The sequence below is a fragment of the Roseomonas sp. TS2 genome (assembly GCF_058833935.1).
The window spans coordinates 1-17808 of record NZ_JCACVY010000089.1; the positions used below are offsets into that span (position 1 = coordinate 1).

At 70.6% G+C, this 17808-nt stretch carries 17 protein-coding genes and 1 pseudogene; 8 read left to right on the forward strand and 10 right to left on the reverse strand.

Translation table 11 applies throughout. The annotated features are described in order from the left end of the window. Positions 1-314, forward strand: a 314-nt coding sequence (locus ACZJYS_RS14525) for a Crp/Fnr family transcriptional regulator (protein WP_493179218.1), incomplete at its 5' end; no start/stop codon positions are given. A 328-nt stretch (positions 315-642) separates the two neighbouring features. Next, a complete protein-coding gene (locus ACZJYS_RS14530; protein ID WP_493179220.1) occupies positions 643-1287 on the forward strand; it encodes a GMC oxidoreductase in 645 nt (214 codons plus the stop codon). A gap of 279 nt (positions 1288-1566) precedes the next feature. Here ACZJYS_RS14530 and ACZJYS_RS14535 read toward each other — a convergent pair whose 3' ends face one another. Together ACZJYS_RS14535 and ACZJYS_RS14540 are read right to left on the reverse strand one after the other, a co-directional pair. Then, positions 1567-2355 (reverse strand): SDR family oxidoreductase, encoded by a 789-nt coding sequence (locus ACZJYS_RS14535; RefSeq protein WP_493179222.1) that lies wholly within the window; start codon positions 2353-2355, stop codon positions 1567-1569. Continuing rightward, complete coding sequence (locus ACZJYS_RS14540) at positions 2355-2681, reverse strand: nuclear transport factor 2 family protein (protein WP_493179224.1); 327 nt, start codon at positions 2679-2681, stop codon at positions 2355-2357. Before ACZJYS_RS14540 ends, ACZJYS_RS14535 begins: the two co-directional genes overlap by 1 nt. A 103-nt stretch (positions 2682-2784) precedes the next feature. On the opposite strand from ACZJYS_RS14540, the gene ACZJYS_RS14545 reads away from it, so the two are divergent. The 3 genes from ACZJYS_RS14545 (at position 2785) to ACZJYS_RS14555 (ending at position 5413) form a co-directional block, all read left to right on the forward strand. After that, positions 2785-3144 (forward strand): winged helix-turn-helix transcriptional regulator, encoded by a 360-nt coding sequence (locus ACZJYS_RS14545; protein WP_379651719.1) that lies wholly within the window; start codon positions 2785-2787, stop codon positions 3142-3144. A 545-nt stretch (positions 3145-3689) separates the two neighbouring features. Beyond that, positions 3690-4121, forward strand: coding sequence for a DUF2231 domain-containing protein (locus tag ACZJYS_RS14550; protein ID WP_493179226.1), 432 nt, complete (start codon positions 3690-3692; stop codon positions 4119-4121). After that, positions 4121-5413, forward strand: coding sequence for a PQQ-dependent sugar dehydrogenase (locus ACZJYS_RS14555; protein WP_109518727.1), 1293 nt, complete (start codon positions 4121-4123; stop codon positions 5411-5413). Before ACZJYS_RS14550 ends, ACZJYS_RS14555 begins: the two co-directional genes overlap by 1 nt. 107 nt (positions 5414-5520) lie before the next feature. Here ACZJYS_RS14555 and ACZJYS_RS14560 read toward each other — a convergent pair whose 3' ends face one another. Both ACZJYS_RS14560 and ACZJYS_RS14565 read right to left on the reverse strand, forming a co-directional pair. Next, positions 5521-6627 carry an alpha/beta hydrolase gene (locus tag ACZJYS_RS14560; protein ID WP_493179229.1) on the reverse strand — a complete coding sequence of 369 codons (1107 nt, stop codon included), beginning with the start codon at positions 6625-6627 and terminating at the stop codon, positions 5521-5523. A 446-nt stretch (positions 6628-7073) separates the two neighbouring features. Further along, a complete protein-coding gene (locus ACZJYS_RS14565; RefSeq protein WP_493179245.1) occupies positions 7074-7391 on the reverse strand; it encodes a hypothetical protein in 318 nt (105 codons plus the stop codon). On the opposite strand from ACZJYS_RS14565, the gene ACZJYS_RS14570 reads away from it, so the two are divergent. Then, positions 7287-7745, forward strand: a complete 459-nt coding sequence (locus ACZJYS_RS14570) for a YidB family protein (protein ID WP_493179244.1) — start codon at positions 7287-7289, stop codon at positions 7743-7745. The genes ACZJYS_RS14565 and ACZJYS_RS14570 overlap by 105 nt on opposite strands. Before the next feature lie 227 nt (positions 7746-7972). Here the strand turns inward: ACZJYS_RS14570 and ACZJYS_RS14575 are convergent, their stop codons facing one another. Genes ACZJYS_RS14575 through ACZJYS_RS14590 form a run of 4 tightly spaced genes read right to left on the reverse strand, consistent with a single transcriptional unit; the run spans position 7973 to position 12115 of the window. Continuing rightward, on the reverse strand, positions 7973-8824 hold the full coding sequence (locus tag ACZJYS_RS14575) for a carbohydrate ABC transporter permease (RefSeq protein WP_493179231.1): 852 nt from the start codon (positions 8822-8824) through the stop codon (positions 7973-7975). Next, the gene (locus tag ACZJYS_RS14580) at positions 8821-9696 is read right to left on the reverse strand and encodes a carbohydrate ABC transporter permease (protein ID WP_109518731.1); all 876 of its coding nucleotides are present in this window, start codon (positions 9694-9696) and stop codon (positions 8821-8823) included. Before ACZJYS_RS14580 ends, ACZJYS_RS14575 begins: the two co-directional genes overlap by 4 nt. Positions 9697-9710: 14 nt before the next feature. Next, a complete protein-coding gene (locus ACZJYS_RS14585) occupies positions 9711-10997 on the reverse strand; it encodes an ABC transporter substrate-binding protein (RefSeq protein ID WP_493179234.1) in 1287 nt (428 codons plus the stop codon). Positions 10998-11017: 20 nt separating this feature from the next. After that, on the reverse strand, positions 11018-12115 hold the full coding sequence (locus ACZJYS_RS14590; protein WP_493179236.1) for an ABC transporter ATP-binding protein: 1098 nt from the start codon (positions 12113-12115) through the stop codon (positions 11018-11020). 212 nt (positions 12116-12327) lie between these two features. Here ACZJYS_RS14590 and ACZJYS_RS14595 point away from each other — a divergent pair, with 212 nt between their 5' ends. After that, complete coding sequence (locus ACZJYS_RS14595; protein ID WP_493179238.1) at positions 12328-13155, forward strand: DeoR/GlpR family DNA-binding transcription regulator; 828 nt, start codon at positions 12328-12330, stop codon at positions 13153-13155. A gap of 77 nt (positions 13156-13232) precedes the next feature. Continuing rightward, on the forward strand, positions 13233-13733 hold the full coding sequence (locus ACZJYS_RS14600) for a glycerophosphodiester phosphodiesterase (protein WP_493179240.1): 501 nt from the start codon (positions 13233-13235) through the stop codon (positions 13731-13733). Here the strand turns inward: ACZJYS_RS14600 and ACZJYS_RS14605 are convergent. Both ACZJYS_RS14605 and ACZJYS_RS14610 read right to left on the reverse strand, forming a co-directional pair. Continuing rightward, positions 13689-16976 (reverse strand): error-prone DNA polymerase, encoded by a 3288-nt coding sequence (locus ACZJYS_RS14605; RefSeq protein WP_493179242.1) that lies wholly within the window; start codon positions 16974-16976, stop codon positions 13689-13691. The two genes, ACZJYS_RS14600 and ACZJYS_RS14605, sit on opposite strands and share 45 nt — an antisense overlap. Before the next feature lie 3 nt (positions 16977-16979). Further along, a pseudogene (locus tag ACZJYS_RS14610) lies at positions 16980-17808 on the reverse strand (hypothetical protein); the annotation flags it as partial.

The window sequence follows — 17808 nt, forward strand, 5'->3', positions numbered from 1 at the left end:
CCGGAGCCTGCAACGGCCGGCACGGGATCAACGAGCGCCTCGCCCGCTGGCTGCTGATGGCACATGACCGGGCTGAGGGGGACGAGTTCCCCATGACGCATGAGTTCCTGTCGCTGATGCTGGGGGTGGGGCGGGCCGGCGTGACCGTGGCGGCCCGCATGCTGCAGAAGGCGCAGTTCATCCGCTACGAGCGCGGCCGCATGGAGGTGACGGACCGGCCGGGCCTCGAAGGCGCGGGTTGCGAATGCTACGGCATCCAGCGCCGTGCGCTTGAGCGGCTGTTTGGCAGGAGCAAGCTTCCTGGCCAGCACTGAGCCGTCCGTAGAGCCAGGCCGGTACGCTGGGCACAGTGTGCTCGTCAGGCTGCCGGCCAAGGCTTGCCGCGGCTGGCGGCCATGCGCCCGTTTCGGCCGCTGAGACGGCTCAGCGAGGTTCCGGAAAGCGGACAGGCCGGGAGCCCGCCTGCCTCAGGCTCGCTATCCGAGGTTACGCGACTCGTGAACAGCCGCCAGGCGGACTCTCACGCGCGGCATCGGGCCGATGCCGTCTCCTGCACCGGCGGCAATCCGAAGAAGCAACGCCACTCGCGCGTGGATTGCGGGACGCTCTCGCATCCGGCCAGGAAGGGCGCATGGCCGGGCGATGCGCCATCAGCTGGCATCAGGCGCCGCATCAGGGCCGCAGTGCGACAGCCCAGGCCTCCGCCACCATGTCCTCTTCGCCGAGGCTGACCCCGCACGCCGCCATTCGCTGTACCGCGCCTATCTCCGGCCCTGGCTCGACCGCCCGAACCTGACCGTGCTGACGGGCGCCCTCGTGCATCGCGTCGTGTTCGACGGGCGCCGGGCGACCGGCGTGGAAGTCCTTCTCCGCCTGCGGAGCGCGGATCCCCTGGCGCCTCTCGCCATTGAGGCGGGCTTCCTGTCCGATCCGGCGGACATGACGACCGCGAGGGCCTGCGTCGAGCTCTGCCGCGCTCTGGGCAACGCGCCGGCCTTCCGGCCTTTCGTGCGAGGCGAGGCCATGCCCGGCCCTCTGAAGGGCGACGCGCTCGACCTCTACATCCGCGACGCCGCCGTCACCTACTGGCACCAGAGCTGCACGGCCAGGATGGGACGGGACAAGATGTCGGTCGTCGACGCCACGCTCAAGGTCCATGGCGTGGACGGGCTCCGGGTGGCGGACGCCTCGATCATGCCGCGCGTCACGACCGGGAACACCCAGGCGCCCTGCGCCATCATCGGCGAGCGGGCTGCCGGGATGATCCGGCAGGAGCACGGCGCGTAGCTGTTCCTGGCACGCCGGGCCCCCGGGCATCGCGGCGGTTCCGATGGAAGCATCCGGGGCATCCACCCCGAGGCCGCTGGCCCTGCCCATCGAGACAACTCCCGGGCGGTTCGATAGCGTCGTCAGGCCGCGCGTTCGTCATCGAGGGCCGCGGTTGGCCATGCCCGGCGACCGGCCCGGGTCTCGCGCTCTTCGGGAGGGCGCGCGTTCCAGGGCCTCACGGCCGGTTGCGCCCTGCTGGTCCAGGCCCGGGGCGCCGCCCCCGTGCGGCGGGCGGGGCTACACCGTCGGGATGGTTCCGCCGTCGATGACGTAGTCCGCACCGTGAATGGCCGAGGCCCGGTCGGAGGCGAGGAAGGCGATCAGCTCCGCCACCTCCTCGGGCCTTGCGGGGCGGCCGAGAGGGATGCCGCCAAGCGCCTCCAGGATGCCCTGACGCGCGGCGTCCGGCGTTCCTCCGCTGCTGGCCGCGAGCCGCTGCACGAGCGCATCCGCCGCTTCCGTATAGATCCAGCCGGGCGAGACGACGTTGACCCGCACCCCCTTCGGCCCGACCTCTTTCGAGAGAGCCTTGCTGTAGGTCGTCAGGGCGGCCTTCGCGGCGGCATAGGCGGTCGTGGAATCGTGCAATGGCAGCCGGCGCTGGATGGAGGCGACGTGGATCACCGCGCCCGAGCCGCGCGCGGCCATCTGCGGCAGGAGCAGCCGGTCGAGCCGCACCGCCGGCATCAGGTTCAGGTCGAGCTCGGCGCGCCAATGCTCCTCGGTCAGGGCCGCGAAGCCCCCGCCTGGTGCCCGGGAGCCGCCGAGAACGTGCACCAGCACGTCGACGCCGCCGAGGCGCTCCATGGCTGCTTCCGCGAGCGCATGCGCTCCGTCCGGGCTTGTGAGGTCGGCTTCGACGAAGTCGGCGCCCGTGAGATCCTCGGGCCGGCGTCTCGCCGCCGTCATCACGCGGGCCCCCGCATCCAGGAAGCGCTGGACGGTCGCCCGGCCGGTGCCCTTGCTGCCCGCGGTGATGAGGACGCGGCGTCCCTCGAACTCGGCAGGATGGCTGAGGGGCGGCATCAGGCGATCTCCAGCCCGGCAATCGCATCGTGCCGGAGCAGGAAGCTGAGGGTGAAGCGGATCGGGCTGCCGGGGAAATCCCCTGCGGTCAGGCCCTCCACGAGGATGCGGCCATCGCGTTCGCGCCATGTCTCCGGCGTGAAGACGGCGCGGCTGGCGATCGTCGCCGACTGGATCCAGGTCCTGATCTCATCTCGGCCCGTATGGTGCCCGCCATCGTCGCGCACCACCGCGTCCCCGGCGAATGGCGCCGCCATGCCGTCTGCGTCGAGCCGGGCGTTGGCCGAGACATAGGCTGCAATGGGTGCCGGCAGTTCGTTGGTCATGGCATGACTCCGGAGATGTGTTGCCCTGGCCTGAAGCTGTTTCTAAGCTGCCCGAATGGCAAGAACGGACGAAAAAGTAAGGGACTTACCCCGAAGTAAGCGTGTGGAATACACGGCCGAAACGGCTGCGCAGGGCGTGCAGAACGTGATCAGGGTACTCGAGGGGCGCTGGAAGCTCGTGATCCTGTTTCAGCTCTTCGGCGGACAGGTGCGACGCTTCTCCGATCTCGAGCGGGCCATTCCCGGCGTGTCACAGAAAATGCTGATCCAGCAGCTGCGTCAGTTGGAGGGCGACGGTGTTGTCGCACGCATCGTCCATCATCAGGTGCCCCCGAAGGTGGAGTACCACCTGACCGAGTGGGGACAGGCGCTATGCCCGGCGCTTGATGCACTGCTGATGTGGGCGGAAAGCACACCCTCCGGGCTTCGCTCGCGGCCTGTCGAGACAGTGCAGTCCGATTAGCGGGGTGCTCAAAAACACCGTCACTCCACATTGGCTTGTAAAGCGCCGCCTGGGCTTGCTTCGGAAAGGTGGAGGGGAGGGTTCCTGATGAGGCAAGAGGAACCCCGTGACGCAGCAGAGACGGTTCACGAAGGAATTTGAGACGAGGCAATCCGCCTGGTCCAGACGAGCGGGCGGAGTCGGAACTCGTCTGGCGCACCATGTCTGAAACACGTCAGGATGCCGGGCAGGCCGTCGGCCGCCACATCGATGGCCTCTACAGCCTGTCAGGCGCCATGCCGCGCTCGACTTCGCAGGCCTGGCCCAGCTCGAGAAGATGGACGCCAGGTTGATCCAACGCTCCTCCATCAGACGGGAGCAAGTCCAACTCCATCCTGGCAGGATCCGCACGGTTCGCCGGAATGGCGGCCGCTTCGGGCGGGGAGCCAGACTGCGGCGCCGAAACCCATCCTTCGCTGCCCCGTTGTCCTACCGCCGCCTCCGAAAGAGGCAGGTCAGGCCATGGCCGCTTCACCGGGCCCGGCCGGATAAGAGGAGGCTCCGCCGTGGTTGCCATAACCAGCCCAAGATCCCCGAGGCCGCTTCACCCGCTGCATGCGATCCTGCTTGCTTTCCCGCTTCCCCTGTTTCTTGGCGCGCTGTTCAGCGACTTCGCCTATCGGGCGAGCTTCCAGATCCAGTGGGCCAATTTCTCCTCCTGGCTCATCGCGGGAGGCCTTCTCGTCGGCGGCTTTGCTCTGCTCTGGGCGCTGGTGGACCTGATACGGAGCGGCGCCGGACGCAGGAGTCGGGCGGCCATCTATTTCATCGTGCTGCTGGCGATGTGGGTGCTGGGCTTCATCAACGCGCTCGTTCACGCGAAGGACGCCTTCGCGATTATGCCGGAGGCGCTCTACCTTTCCGCCATCGCGACGATCCTCGCGCTTGTTGCGGCCTGGATGGGCTATTCCGGCTACCAGTCCCAGGAGGCAGTGTGATGCGCGCGATCTTGCTGATGGGTGTTGCGGCACTGGCCCTCTCCGCCTGCGATGGCGAGGGCAACTCTGGCCCGCAGCAGCGCGGCCCCAATCCGGAACTTCCGGAACCGAATCGCGGCCTGCTGCCCGACATGACGATCCCCCGGCCGACGTCCTGGGGCGATGACCGCCCGGCCGTGCCACAGGGCTACACGATCCAGGCCATCGCCACGGATCTCAGGATCCCGCGCCAGACCCTCATCCTGCCCAATGGCGATATCCTGGTCACGGAGGGAACCGGTGGCCAGGGCGCGCCTCGGCTCAACCCTAAGGCCTTCATCGCAAACATTATCAAGGGCTGGGGCAAGACGTCGGTGCCAGGCGGCAACCGGCTGACGCTGCTACGCGATGCCGATGGCGACGGCACCTACGAGAGCCGGGGCATCTTCGCGGAAAATCTGAACGGGCCTTATGGCCTCGCCCTGGTCAATGGCTCCCTTTACGTCGCCAACCAGGATGCGCTGGTGCGCTTCAGCTACCGCGACGGCCAGACCGAGGCGAGCGGGCCGCCGGTGCATGTCGCGGATCTGCCCTCGGCAATCAACCACCACTGGACGAAGGCGATGACCGCCAGCGCCGATGGCCGCTTCCTCTATGTCGGCATCGGCTCCAACAGCAACATCACCGAGCGCGGCATGGAAGCCGAGGTCGGGCGGGCGATGGTGTGGCAGATCGATGCGCAGACGGGCGCGCACAGACCCTACGCCACCGGCCTCCGCAACCCCACGGCGCTCACGATTCAGCCGGGCACGGGCCAGCTCTGGGCGGTGGTGAACGAACGCGACGAGATCGGCCCCGACCTCGTGCCGGACTACCTGACCTCGGTCCGCGAGGGCGGCTTCTATGGCTGGCCCTACAGCTACTGGGGGCAGAACGTCGATATGCGGGTGCAGCCGCAGGACCCGGAAAAGGTCGCCGCGGCGATCCGCCCCGATTACAGCCTGGGCGCACATGTGGCCGCGCTGGGCGTCGCCTTCTCGAACCCCGCCATGGGCGAGGCCTTCGCGGACGGAGTCTTCGTCGGCGAGCATGGCAGCTGGAACCGCAATGTGCCCACCGGCTACAGGGTTGTTTTCGTACCCTTCCGTGATGGACAGCCGGCAGGTGCCCCGGTCGACTTCGTGTCCGGCTTCCTGAACGGCGAGGGCCAGGCGCGTGGCCGCCCGGTGGGTGTCTCGGTGGACCCGCGCGGCGCCCTGATCGTTGCCGACGATCTCTCGAACACGGTGTGGAGGATCACGCCAAGCCGCTGAGCCTGTCGCCCGGGGGATCGCCTCCGGGCGCTGAGCCAGCCCCGCTCCGGCACGCCTGGGCTTGCGCCATCTGCCATGCCGCGTGATGGCCGAAGCTGAGCCAACGCTCACACATCCGCCGCGATGGCCGCCAGGTCTGCCAGCAGCTTCGCCACGGCATCCGGCTGCTCCTGCTGCACCCAATGACCCGCACCGGGAATCAGGTGCAGGCCACGAAAATCAGCGCACGCGTCCTCTTGCATGCGAGGCAGGGCAAGGGGAGTCTGGTGGATGCCCCAATCGTTGGCGCCAGCGATGAAGATGGTTGGCACCTCGATCCGCCGGCCGCTGAACAGGGTAAGATCGGCGGCGTTCGCACCGCTCGTGCCACAGCGATAGGATTGCAGGCCGCCGGCGAAGCCCGTGCGGGAATACTCGGCGACATAAACGGCCAGCTCGGCATCTGTGAGCCAGGGCGCCCCGGTGGCCGGCATGTGCGGAGCCACTGCCTCAGGCATTGTCGCATGCAAGGGCATGACGTAGTAGTCCGGCAGCTTCGCCAACGCCTCCGCCGTCCAGCCGGCCAGCGGGAAGGGTTTGTTGCCGGGCCAGTCCGCACTCTTGTGGTGATAGTAGGCGCGCAGGAAAGCCTGTAGCCCCTGCCGCGGGTGATCCATGTCTCCCGCTGCGCGACGCTCAGAATAATACCACTGGTAGTGCTTGCGCGGCACTTCCAGCCGGGCCAGGTCAGCGCTGATGTCTTGCCCTGAGGGTGCCCCGAAGCGTGGGGGACCGGCGAAGGGCGCGCTCATGAGTGCCAGGCGCCGGAAGACGTCCGGACGAATCAGCGCGGACCAGGCCGCGACCGGGGAACCATAGTCGTGGCCGACCAGCGCATGGACCTCCTTCAGCCCCAGCGCCTGGACCAAAGCCAGTTGGTCGCGCACCATGTTCAGCATCAGGAAAGGCGTCAGCGGCTCATCGTAGCCTGCGCTCCAGCCCGTGGTGCGGCCATATCCCCGGAGGTCCGGAGCGATGACGTGAAAGCCGGCATCAGCCAGGGCCGGCATCACCTTGCGCCATGAAAAGGCGAGCTCGGGAAAGCCGTGCAGCAGCAGCACGGCGGGCTGCCCAGCCTTTCCGGCTTCCAGCACGTGTACGGAGAGCCCATTGACCCCGGGCAGGATGCGGCTGCGGATGCCGGCGGGCAGCAAGGCAGGATCGAAGGGTGTCACGCGGCATGGTCTCCATTGCTGGGGCTGGAGCATGATCTGACCTGACTGATCCGGACAGGGGTTTTCCGGGCAGCTGGAAACCTGATCCACCGCTCTTGGCGGTGCGGGCCGCAGAAGCGGTCCCACAGCGCACGCCGCGTCGTGATGGCCTGATCCATCACAGGATCTCCGGCTATCCCTCGGCATCGTCCATTCCGCCACCAGGGCGGGCGCCACCCAGGCCGCAAAGCGCTGCAGGGCGCGCCAGAGGTGCAGCGGCACCCGCAGGATGTGTGGATAGGTCATGGAGCGGGCCGGCATCCAGTACCGGAGCCTGTGTATCGTACCAGGATATCAGCGCAGTATCGCCCCCGGGCGCCGGTCCGCCAGGGCGGCTCCGGCAACGGGTCTCTCGGCTACGGCGTTGTGCTCCGCAGAGCATGCAAGGAGCGGTCATCATGAGCGGTTTATTCCCCGGGCAATCCGGCGGCGGTTCCACCGGTGGCCTCGGCGGCGGGGTCAAGGCCGCCGCGATGGCGCTGCTCATCCAGCAGTTGCTCAGGCACGCCCAGGGCGGGGGAGCACAGGCCGGCGGCCTGCACCGCGGCAGCCACGCCGCTCCGATGGGCGGCGGGCTGGGCGGTCTGCTCGGCGGGTTGCTCGGGAGCGGAGGCGCCCCGATGGCTGGCGGCGGTGGCCTTGGCGGAATCTTGGGCGGGCTTCTCGGCGGAGGCGCGCCAGCGACAGGTGGCACCGGCGGCGGGCTGGGCGGGATGGCCGGCCATGGCGCGGGCGGCGGGCTCGGTGGCCTGCTGGGCGGGCTGGGTGGCCTGCTCGGGAGCCTGCGGAGCCAGGGCCTCGACCGGCAGGTGGACTCCTGGGTGTCGCGCGACACGAACCAGCCGGTCTCGCCGCGGGACCTCGAGGGCAGCTTCGACCCCCGGGAGCTGGACGAGGCGGCGCAGCACGCCGGCACGGATCGCGCCGCCATCCTCGCCGAGCTGAGCAACATCCTGCCGCACATGGTCGATCGGGCCACCCCCCAGGGCAACCTTCCCCAGCGCGAGGAGGAGCTGGGCCAGGGAGGCCTGGGCGGGCTGCTCGGAAACCTGATGGGCGGCGGGGGAAGCCACCGGTAGGGCGTTCCACTCTCGGGCCGGAAGCCGGGAGCACGATTGCCGCAGCCGGTGCTGTCCGCTGGTGCGGCAATTCCCCCGGCCCGGCCAGGGGGGATGGGGGAGGCTGGAGCGTCATGCGCGGGAAGGCGAGGCTCCCTCCACAGCAGCCCTTCCCGCCGGAGGCTCGGGAGGCGCCGGAACAGGCCCAAACCAGAGGATCGAAGTGACGTCTCCGGAAGCATGAGGGCTCAGCGGATGCCGGCCCGCATGAAGGACTGCACGAACTGCCGCTGGAACAGGAGGAAGGCGAGCAGCAGTGGCGCCGAGGTCAACAGCGTCGCCGCGCTGATGATGGCCCAGTCGATGCCCTGGTCGGTGGAGGCGAAGACGGCGAGGCCCACGGTCAGCGGCCGCGTCTCCACCGTGTTGGTGATGACCAGCGGCCAGAGGAAGTTGTTCCAGTGGTAGGAGACGGAGGTAAGGCCGTAGGCCAGGTAGGTCGGGCGCGCCAGCGGCACATAGACCTTCCAGAGGATGCCGAAGGTGCCGCAGCCCTCGATGCGCGCCGCGTCCTCCAGCTCCTTCGGCACCTGCTTGAAGGTCTGTCGCAGCAGGAAGATACCGAAGGCGGAGGCGACATAGGGCAGGCCGATGCCCACCACCGTGTCCACCAGGCCCAGCGCCCGCATGGTGCGGTAGTTCTCGACGATCAGCATGTCCGGCATGATCATGAGCTGCACCAGCACGATGGCGAACAGCACGCCGGCCCAGCGCGAGCTGCTGCGGGCGAAGACGAACGCCGCCAGCGTGCCCAGCACGAACTGGCAGCCCGTGACGAAGGTGACCAGCAGAACGCTGTTCAGCATGTAGCGCGGGAAGGGCGCGGCGTTCCAGGCGGCGGCGAAGTTGTCCAGCGTCAGCGGCGCGAACAGCTCGAAGCGCGTGGCGTAGCCGGTGGGGTGGATGGCGGCCCAGAGCGCGTAGAGCAGCGGCGCCGCCCAGGCCAGCGCCAGCGTCCAGGCCGCCAGCGTTTCCAGCCACAGCCCGAGGCGCAGGCGTGGCTGCGCCGCTGCGGTCGGCGTCAGTGTCGTCGCGCTCATCGGTAATGCGTCCGCCGGCCGAGAAGGGTGAACTGCGCCAGGGCCACCAGCGCCAGGATCAGCAGCAGCACCATGGTCAGCGCCGATGCCTGCGCGGTGTCCCAGAAGCGGAAGCCCACCTCGTAGATGTAGGTGAGCAGCAGGGCGGTGGCATTGTCCGGCCCGCCATGCGTCATGACGATGATGTGGTCCACCAGCCGAAATCCGTTGATGAGCGCGTTCACCGCGATGAACAGCGTGGTGGGGCCGAGCAGCGGCAGCGTCACGCGGCGGAACACCGTGAAGCGGGACGCGCCCTCCACCGACGCCGCCTCGTACAGCACGGGCGGGATGGCCTGCAGCGCGGCCAGGTAGAAGATCATGAAGAACCCGGCTTCCTTCCAGACTGCGATGGCCATCATCGCGCCCAGCGCCGTCTCCTGGCTGCCGATCCAGTTGGTGGGACCCCAGCCGAACAGGAAGCCGGTGATGCGGTCCACCAGCCCGTAATCCGGCGTGTAGAAGAACAGCCACAGATTGGCCACCGCGATCATCGGCAGCACGGTCGGCGTGAAGTAGGCCACGCGGAGCGCGGCGCGGCCGGCGATGCGGCCGTTCACCCACAGCGCCATGGCCAGCGCCAGCCCGATGGAGAGCGGCACCGTGCCCAGCGCGTAGAGCAGGTTGTTGGACAGCGCCTGCCAGAACACCGGGTCGTCGGCCAGCGCCGCGTAGTTCTCCACGCCCACGAAGCGCGCGGGGCGCGCGCCGCGTGGCGTGGAGAACAGCGAGTGCCAGAGGGTCGCCACCACGGGATAGTGCGTGAAGGCGACCAGCAGCAGCATGGCCGGGCCCAGCATCAGCCAGGCGTGAAGAGTCGCGCGTCCGCGCATGGGCCCGGGCCGCCTCAGCCGCGATAGGCGCGCAGGATGCGATCGGCTTCCGCCTGCGCCTGCGCCATGGCGGGCACGGGCTGGGCGCGGCCGGTCAGCACGGCCTGCAGGCCGTCGTTCAGGGCCTTGGTCACGCGCTGGTTCTCATGCGTGGACAGCTCGGCCACCGCGTGCGGCAGCTGGTCGCGCGCCACGGCGGCGGCGGGGAAGCCGGCCACGTATTCCTTCATCTTCGGGGTCTCCCACGCGGCGGGGCTGGTGGCGACATAGCCGGTGTCGATGCCCCACTGCGCCGCGCGCTCCGGTTCGGTCAGGAAGCGGGCGAACTTCACCGCCGCCTCGCGCTGCGCCGGGCTGGCGGATTTGAAGACGTAGAGGTTGCCGCCGCCCGTCGGGCTGCCGCGGCGCCGGCCGGCCGGCAGCATGGCGACGCCGAAGGGGAAGGGCGCGTTGGCCTTGACGTTGGTCAGGTTGCCCGTGGTGGTCCACATCATCGCCACCTTGCGCTCGAAGAAGTCGCGCGGGGTGGTGCCCCATTCCACGATGCCGGAGGGCTGCACCTTGTGCCGGGCGGACAGGTCTGCCCAGTACTGCAGCGCCTCGGCCACCTTCGGGTCGGCGAAGAAGGTCCGGTTCCCCGCCTCGTTCATCAGGCGCACGTCGTTCTGCGTGGTCAGCGCCTGGAACAGCCAGTAGGGAAAGCCGGAAGAGGGGATCTGGATGCCCCACTGCGTTACGGAATCGCCCTGCCGCCTGGTCAGCTTCTGCGCAAAGGCCACCTGCTCCGCCCAGTCCTTCGGCGGGGTCTCCGGGTCCAGGCCGGCCGCCTTGAACGCATCCTTGTTGTAGTACATGACGATGGTGGAGCGCTGGAACGGAATACCCCAGGTCTTGCCACCCGTGCGGCTGTTCTCCATGAAGCCGGGGTAGAAGCTGTCCATCCAGCCCTTCTCGGCGCCGGGCAGTTCGTCCCACGACACGACCACATCCTCGTCGACCAGCGTGAACATGTCGGTGGACAGCAGGCAGGCCATCTGCGGCGCGTCACCGCCGCGCGCCGCCGTCAGCGCCTTGGTGATCGAGTCCTGGTAGGTGCCGGTATAGACCGGGCGGATGCGGATGCCCGGGTTGGCGCGCTCGAAATCCGCGCAATAGCCGTCGATCACCTTGGTGATCGGGCCGCCCACGGCCACCGGGTAGTTGAAGGTGATCTGCACGGGCGCCTGGGCCCGCACCGCGGGGGCCGCGAGCATGGGCGAGGCGGCGAGCGCGCCGAGCGCGGCGCGACGGGTGATCAGCATGGTCTGGCTCCCTCAGGGGTTCAGGCGAAGGTTGGCGCGTGGGACGGCAGCGGCAGGCGCTGCCCGGTTGCGGAACTGAACAGGTGCGCCAGCGGCGGCAGGCGCAGCCGCACGGCGGTGCCGGCGGGCAGCGCGTGGTTGCCGGGGATGCGGGCCTGCAACGTCTCGCCGGCCGTGCCGACGGCGCAGCGCAGCACCGTCTCGGCGCCCAGGAACTCGGCGCCGCTGACGAGGGCGGGCAGGCCGGGGCCGTCGGTGGGCGCCACTTCCTCGGGCCGCAGGCCCAGCATCGCGCCCGCGGCCTCGGCAGGCGCCACCGGGTGCTCCGGCGCGCCGGCGATGGCGGCGCCACCCGGCGCGGCCTGCAGCCGCAGCAGCGACATGGGCGGCGTGCCGATGAAGCCGGCGGCGAAGGCCGTGGCGGGGCGGGCGTAGAGCTCGGCCGGCGTCGCGTCCTGCTCGACGCGCCCCTCGCGCATGAGCACGACCTGGTCGGCCATGCTCATGGCCTCCACCTGGTCGTGGGTGACATAGACCATGGTCAGGCCCAGGCGCTGCTGCAGGGCGCGTATCTCGGCCCGCATCTCGGCCCGCAGCTTGGCATCGAGGTTGGAGAGCGGCTCGTCCATCAGGCAGACCGGCGCCTCGGCCACGATGGCGCGGGCCAGCGCCACGCGCTGCTGCTGCCCGCCCGAGAGCTGCGCCGGCCGCCGCTCCAGCAGCGATGCCAGCCCCAGCATGGCGGCGGTGCGGGTGAGCCGCGCGTCGCGCTCCGCCCGCGGCACCTTCCGCGCCCGCAGGCCGAACAGGATATTCTCGGCCACATCGAGATGCGGGAACAGCGCGTAGGACTGGAACACCATGGACACGCCGCGCGCCGCCGGCGGCAACGCGGTCACGTCCCGCCCGGCGAAGTGGACGCTGCCGGACGACGCCGCCTCCAGCCCCGCCAGCACGCGCAGCAGCGTCGACTTGCCGCAGCCGGAAGGGCCGAGCAGCACGATCAGGGACCCTGGCGCGGCGGTGATGTCGATGTTGTGCAGGGCCACCGTGTCGCCGAACTGCTTGCGCACGGCATCCAGCCGGATGGCGGCCCCGGGGCCGTCGGTGATGCTCATGGGAACGGCTGATAGCCGCCCGGTGCTTCGGATGAATGTCGCTTTGATGGCGGTTTCGTGACTCCGCGCCTGCGGCAGAGCCAGCGCCAGGGCGGCGGATTAATCGCGTGAAATCATTGTCTTGGAACGCGGGCGGGGCAAGGCCCGGCGCAACATCGAACCTTCTCTGCCCTGTCACGCGGCTGCAGCACTGGCCGTCTAGGAGCATACACATGAACAGGCAGAATTTTCACCTGAACATCGCCGCCACGCCGTCCCGGAGCCGGCAGGCGATGATCGCCGAGATGCTGAAGACGCGCGACTTCCTGCGCGTGGACGAGCTCGCCCAGCATTTCGAGGTGACGACCCAGACCATCCGGCGCGACATCAACGGCCTCTGCGAGCAGGGCATGGCCCGGCGCCGCCATGGCGGCATCACCTGCTCCGGCCATGGCGGCAACATGAGCTTCCGCGACCGTGAGGTGCTGAACCGCGCGGCCAAGCGGCAGATCGGCGCCGCCGTGGCACGGGAGGTGCCGGACGGCGCCTGCATCTCCCTCGGCATCGGCACCACGCCGCAGATCGTGGCGGAGTGCCTGGGCAGGCATCGCGGGCTGAAGATCGTCACCAACAACCTGCCGCTCGCCCTGGCCGCGGCGCAGAACCCGGAATTCGAGGTGGCGATCGCGGGCGGCACCGTCCGCACCGGGGATCTCGATGTCTGCGGCCCGGCGGGAGAGGAGCTGTTCAGCGCCTATCTCGTCGACATCGCCATCTTCGGCGTCGGCGGTGTCGATGCGGACGGCTCGCTGCTCGACTACTCGCGCGAGGAAGTGCGCATCCGCGAGGTGATGATGCGCCATTCCCGACGGTCCTTCCTGGTGCTCGACGCCTCCAAGTTCAGCCGCGCGGCGCATGTGCGCGGCGGGCGGATCGAGGATGTCTCCGCCGTCTTCTGCGACGCCGCGCTGCCGCCCGCGATCCGCGAGCGGCTGGCGCAGTCCGGTACGGCGGTCGTGCCATGCCCCCCCATTCAGGCCGAAGGTCGGGACCACACCTGAACCCGCGCCCTGTCCCCTTCCATCGGCCCGTTCGGCCGCTGCGGGCGGCGTCTGGGCATTGAACCGTCAGACGATCCATGACCTCCTTCGAGATCTTCGGCCACCGCGGCACCAATCCCTATCCCGGCCATTATTGGGGCGCCGACTGGGCCGAGCTGGACATCCAGATGACGGCCGACGGCGTGCTGGTGGTGGCCCACGACACCGGCACCATCCCCCGCACCACCTACGCCAGCCTGCACGCCGCCAACCCCGCCGCCATGACGCTGGACGAGGCGCTGGACCTGATCGCCGCCAAGGCGGCCGAGACCGGCCGCGACGTCAAGATCAGCATCGAGATGAAGAGCGTGTCCACCCACGCCGCGCGCGGCCTGGACATGCCGCAGGCGCTGGTCGACCTGCTGGTGGAGCGGAGCCATCCGCATCCCGGGATGATCTCCATGGCGGCCATGCAAAGCCCTGGCGCCCCTGGAAAAGCGGGTGGCGCAAATCTTCGGCCGGAAGCGGCAGCCGGCATCCCCGCGCCCTTCGCGTCACTGGAAATCGCGGCTCTTCACCGGCAGCACGGGCCGGCGTGATCCTGGCTCGGGCCGGCGCACCTCATCCGCCCGCCCCAGCGCCGCGGCACCCCAGTCCTGCTCCTCCGCCGCGTTCAGGCCACGCAGCAGGTCCGTCCGGTCGGTCAGCGCCTCGGCGATGATGTGCGTCACCGGCACCTCCGCCTGCCTCGTCTCGCGCTCGATCCGGCCCTGGACCACCAGCAGCCGCGCGTTGATCAGCGCCGCGCGGTCCCGTGCCACCAGATCGGCGAAGACGACCAGGTTGGCGGTGCCGTGCTCATCCTCCACGGTGACGAACACCACGCCCTTCGAGGTGCCCGGGCGCTGGCGCATCAGCACCAGCCCGGCGAGCAGGATCCTTCTGCCGGAGGGCAGGGCGCCGATCTCCCGGATATCCTGGCAGCCCAGGGCCCTGAGCCGGTGCCTGAGCAGCGCCAGCGGGTGCCGCCCCAGCGTCAGGCCGGTGGCCAGGTAGTCCAGCACCACGCCCTGGCCCTCCTGTTCCTCGGGCAGGCCGGGGCTTGCTTCCGGCAGCAGCGGCGGCTCGCCGGCGGCCGCTTTCTGCGCCGCCAGCAGCAGGAGCGGCGGCACCGCCTTCTCGACGCCCCTTGCCGCCCAGATCGCCTGCCGGCGGGGGACGCCCATCCCGGCAAAGCCATCCGCCGCCGCCAGCGCCTCGGTGGCCTTGCGGCCAAGCCCGGCGCGGCGCACCACCTCCTCCACGCTGGCGAAGGGCGCGCCGTTGCCGGCCCGTCGCGCCTTGACGATCTGCTCGCCCTCCGCGCGGGCGAGGCCCGCCGCCATGCGCAGCCCCAGCCGCAGCGCCAGCCCCTCGGCGCTGCCGGGCTCCGGCTCCAGCGTGCAGTCCCAGCCGCTCCGGTTGACGTCGAGCGGGCGGACCTGGACGCCATGCTCCCTGGCATCGCGGACGATCTGCGCCGGGGCATAGAAGCCCATGGGCTGGCTGTTCAGCAGGGCGGCGGCGAACACCGCCGGGTGGTGGCACTTCAGCCAGGCCGAGGCATAGGCCAGATGCGCGAAGGAGGCCGCGTGGCTCTCCGGAAAGCCATAGGAGCCGAACCCCTCCAGTTGCTGGAACACCCGCTCGGCGAGGCCGGGGTCGTAGCCGCGCCGCACCATGCCGCCCACCAGCCGCTCCCGGTACTCCGTCACGCCCTTTGTATGCTTGAAGGTCGCCATGGCGCGGCGGAGCTGGTCCGCCTCCTCCGGCGTGAAGCGCGCGGCGACCATGGCCACCCGCATCGCCTGCTCCTGGAACAGCGGCACCCCCAATGTCCGCTTGAGCACGTCCTTGAGCTCGTCGGGATGTCCATGCGCGGGGGACGGGCTGGGATAGACCGGCCGCTCCAGCCCCCAGCGGCGGCGCAGATAGGGGTGCACCATGTCGCCCTGGATGGGGCCGGGGCGGATGATCGCCACCTGGATGACGAGGTCGTAGAACTTTTCCGGCCGCAGCCGGGGCAGCATGTTCATCTGCGCCCGGCTCTCCACCTGGAAGACGCCGATGGAATCCGCCCGCCGCAGCATGGCGTAGGTATCCGGGCAGTCGCGCGGCAGGTCCGCCAGGCCAAGCTGCCTGCGGTGGTGCCGGCGCAGCAGCGCGAAGCCGCGGCGCAGCAGGGAGAGCATGCCGAGCGCCAGGATATCGACCTTGAGCAGGCCGAGCGCGTCGATGTCGTCCTTGTCCCATTCCAGCACCGTCCGCCCCGGCATGGCGGCGTTGCCGATCACCGCCAGCTCGGTCAGCGGCCCGCGGCTGATGACGAAGCCGCCCACATGGGTCGCCAGATGGCGGGGGAAGTCCTGGATCTCCTCGGCCAGCTGCAGCGTCCAGCGGAGCGCCGGGTCGGCGGGGTCGAGGCCGAGGCCGGCGGCCAGCTCGGGCAGGGTCTGCTCACGCCCCGGCCCCCAGCTGGCCTTGGCCAGCTTCGCGGTGACATCCTCCGACAGGCCCATCGCCTTGCCGACCTCGCGCAGCGCGCTGCGCACCCGGTAGCGGATCACCGTGCCGGCGATCGCCGCCCGCTCGCGGCCATAGCGCTCGTAGATGTGCTGGATCACCTCCTCGCGCCGCTCATGCTCGAAATCGACGTCGATGTCGGGCGGCTCGCGGCGGTTGGCCGAGACGAAGCGCTCGAACAGCAGGTCGTGCCGGGCCGGGTCCACCGCGGTGATGCCAAGCACGTAGCAGCAGGTGGAGTTGGCGGCCGAGCCGCGCCCCTGGCAGAGGATCCCTTTCTGCCGCGCGAAGCGCACCACCTCGTGCACGGTGAGGAAGTAGGGCGCGTAGCCCAGGCTCTCGATCAGCCGCAGCTCATGGTCGATCCGTGCCTGGATGTCGGCCGGCACGCCCTCGGGCCAGCGCCCGGCGGCGGCGGCCTGCACGCGCGCCGCCAGGGTCTGCTGCGGCGTGCGGCCGGGCTCGAGGATCTCGTCCGGGTATTCGTGCCGCAGCTGGTCGAGCGAGAAGCCGCCCGTCGCCTCCAGCACCCGCAGCGTGCCGGCCAGCGCCTCCGGGTGGCCCGCGAACAGCTGTGCCATGTCGCAGGGCCGCTTGAGCCGGCGCTCGGCATTCGGCTCGGCGTGCCGGCCCAGCGCCGCGACAGGGCAGCCGAGGCGGATGGCGGTGAGCAGATCCGCCAGGGGGCGGCGCCGGCGGTGATGGTAGCGCACATCGTTCCAGGCCAGCAGCGCCGCCCCGTGGCCGGCCTCCGCGACCACCGCAGCCAGCCAGGCCAGCCGCGCCTGGTCATGGCCATCCAGGCGGCAGGCGGCGGCGCAGAACAGCGGCAGCGCCAGAAGCGGGCGGAGCCGCCCGGCCAGCTCCGCGAAGCGGCGGGCAAAGGCCGCATCCGGCTGGCGCGGCGGAATGGCCGCCAGGCACCAGCCCGCCGCATGCGCCAGCATCTCCTCGGGCCCGATCTGGCACGCGCCTTTCGGCGCGCGCAGCCGGCCGCGCGACAGCAGGGTGGTCAGCCGGCCGTAGCTGGCGCGGTCCGTCGGCCAGGCGAGGAACTCCGACCCGTCCTCGAGCGCGAGCCGCGCGCCGACGCGGAAGGGCAGCCCGGCCTCGCGGGCCGCCACATGGCCGCGCACCACGCCGGCCAGGCTGTTGCGGTCGCAGATCCCGAGCCCGGCATGGCCGAGCGCCCGGGCGGCCAGCACCAGCTCCGCCGGGTGCGAGGCACCGTCCAGCAGGGAGAAGTTGGAGCGGGCGCCAAGCTCCGCATAGCCTTCCACGGTTCAGGCCAGTTCCCCGTGCAGGAACCAGCGCGGCGCCGCGGCGCCCTCGCGCAGGCGGCAGACCCAGAGGCGCGGCCCCTCGGCGGTCTGCAGGCGGTAGTAGTCGCGCGCCGGGCGGTGCTGGTCCTCGCCCCACCATTCCGGCTCCAGCCGCTCGGGGCCGAGGGCGGCCAGCACCCGATGCCGGCGCGTGCCCTGGAGGAGTTGCACCGGCACGCCCCCGGGCTCCTCCATCGTCACCGTGACCGGCAGCGGTTCCGCCAGCAGCCGCACCGGGCGGATCGGCCCGCCCCAGCCGGTTGGCACCACCGGCACCGCCTGCGGCGCGGCGGGCGCGGCGGCGTATTCCGGCCAGTGGCTGTCGAGCGGCAGCGGCCGGCTCAGCGCCACGCGCGGCGCGGCGCGGTCGAGCAACTCGGCCAGGGCGGTCAGATCCGCGCCCGCCTCCTCCGGGCCGGTGTGGAGCGGCGCCTGCCGGTGGGCCAGCGGCTCCGTGCCCGTGGCCTCCAGCACCATCCGCTCGAAGCCGAGCTCCGGCATCAGCCGGTCGAGTTTGAGAGCGAAGAGGCGCGCCAGATGCGCCGGGCTGTGCGAGGCGGTGCCGGTGCCGATCGCCAGCTCCTGCACCGCCCGGTCCACCCGGAAGGCGCGCAACACCCACTGGCGGGCGCCCTGGCCGGCGGCGGCCAGCGCCGCGCAGAGCTCGTCGAGCAGCACGGCCAGCACCCGGTCGATGGCCGGGCGGGTGGTGATGGGCTCCAGCAGGTCGCGCAGCGCCATGAAGTCGGGCAATGGGCGGAGGGGGCGGATCGGCCGCGGGCGGGCGCCG

Excerpts from the sequence above, each read along its gene's own strand:
- ACZJYS_RS14530 (WP_493179220.1), top strand. The coding sequence starts at position 643 with ATGCGCCATCAGCTGGCATCAGGCGCCGCATCAGGGCCGCAGTGCGAC.
- ACZJYS_RS14535 (WP_493179222.1), bottom strand. The coding sequence starts at position 2,355 with ATGCCGCCCCTCAGCCATCCTGCCGAGTTCGAGGGACGCCGCGTCCTC.
- ACZJYS_RS14540 (WP_493179224.1), bottom strand. The coding sequence starts at position 2,681 with ATGACCAACGAACTGCCGGCACCCATTGCAGCCTATGTCTCGGCCAAC.
- ACZJYS_RS14555 (WP_109518727.1), top strand. The coding sequence starts at position 4,121 with ATGCGCGCGATCTTGCTGATGGGTGTTGCGGCACTGGCCCTCTCCGCC.
- ACZJYS_RS14570 (WP_493179244.1), top strand. The coding sequence starts at position 7,287 with ATGGCTGGCGGCGGTGGCCTTGGCGGAATCTTGGGCGGGCTTCTCGGC.
- ACZJYS_RS14565 (WP_493179245.1), bottom strand. The coding sequence starts at position 7,391 with ATGGCCGGCCATCCCGCCCAGCCCGCCGCCGGTGCCACCTGTCGCTGG.
- ACZJYS_RS14575 (WP_493179231.1), bottom strand. The coding sequence starts at position 8,824 with ATGAGCGCGACGACACTGACGCCGACCGCAGCGGCGCAGCCACGCCTG.
- ACZJYS_RS14580 (WP_109518731.1), bottom strand. The coding sequence starts at position 9,696 with ATGCGCGGACGCGCGACTCTTCACGCCTGGCTGATGCTGGGCCCGGCC.
- ACZJYS_RS14585 (WP_493179234.1), bottom strand. The coding sequence starts at position 10,997 with ATGCTGATCACCCGTCGCGCCGCGCTCGGCGCGCTCGCCGCCTCGCCC.
- ACZJYS_RS14590 (WP_493179236.1), bottom strand. The coding sequence starts at position 12,115 with ATGAGCATCACCGACGGCCCCGGGGCCGCCATCCGGCTGGATGCCGTG.
- ACZJYS_RS14595 (WP_493179238.1), top strand. The coding sequence starts at position 12,328 with ATGAACAGGCAGAATTTTCACCTGAACATCGCCGCCACGCCGTCCCGG.
- ACZJYS_RS14600 (WP_493179240.1), top strand. The coding sequence starts at position 13,233 with ATGACCTCCTTCGAGATCTTCGGCCACCGCGGCACCAATCCCTATCCC.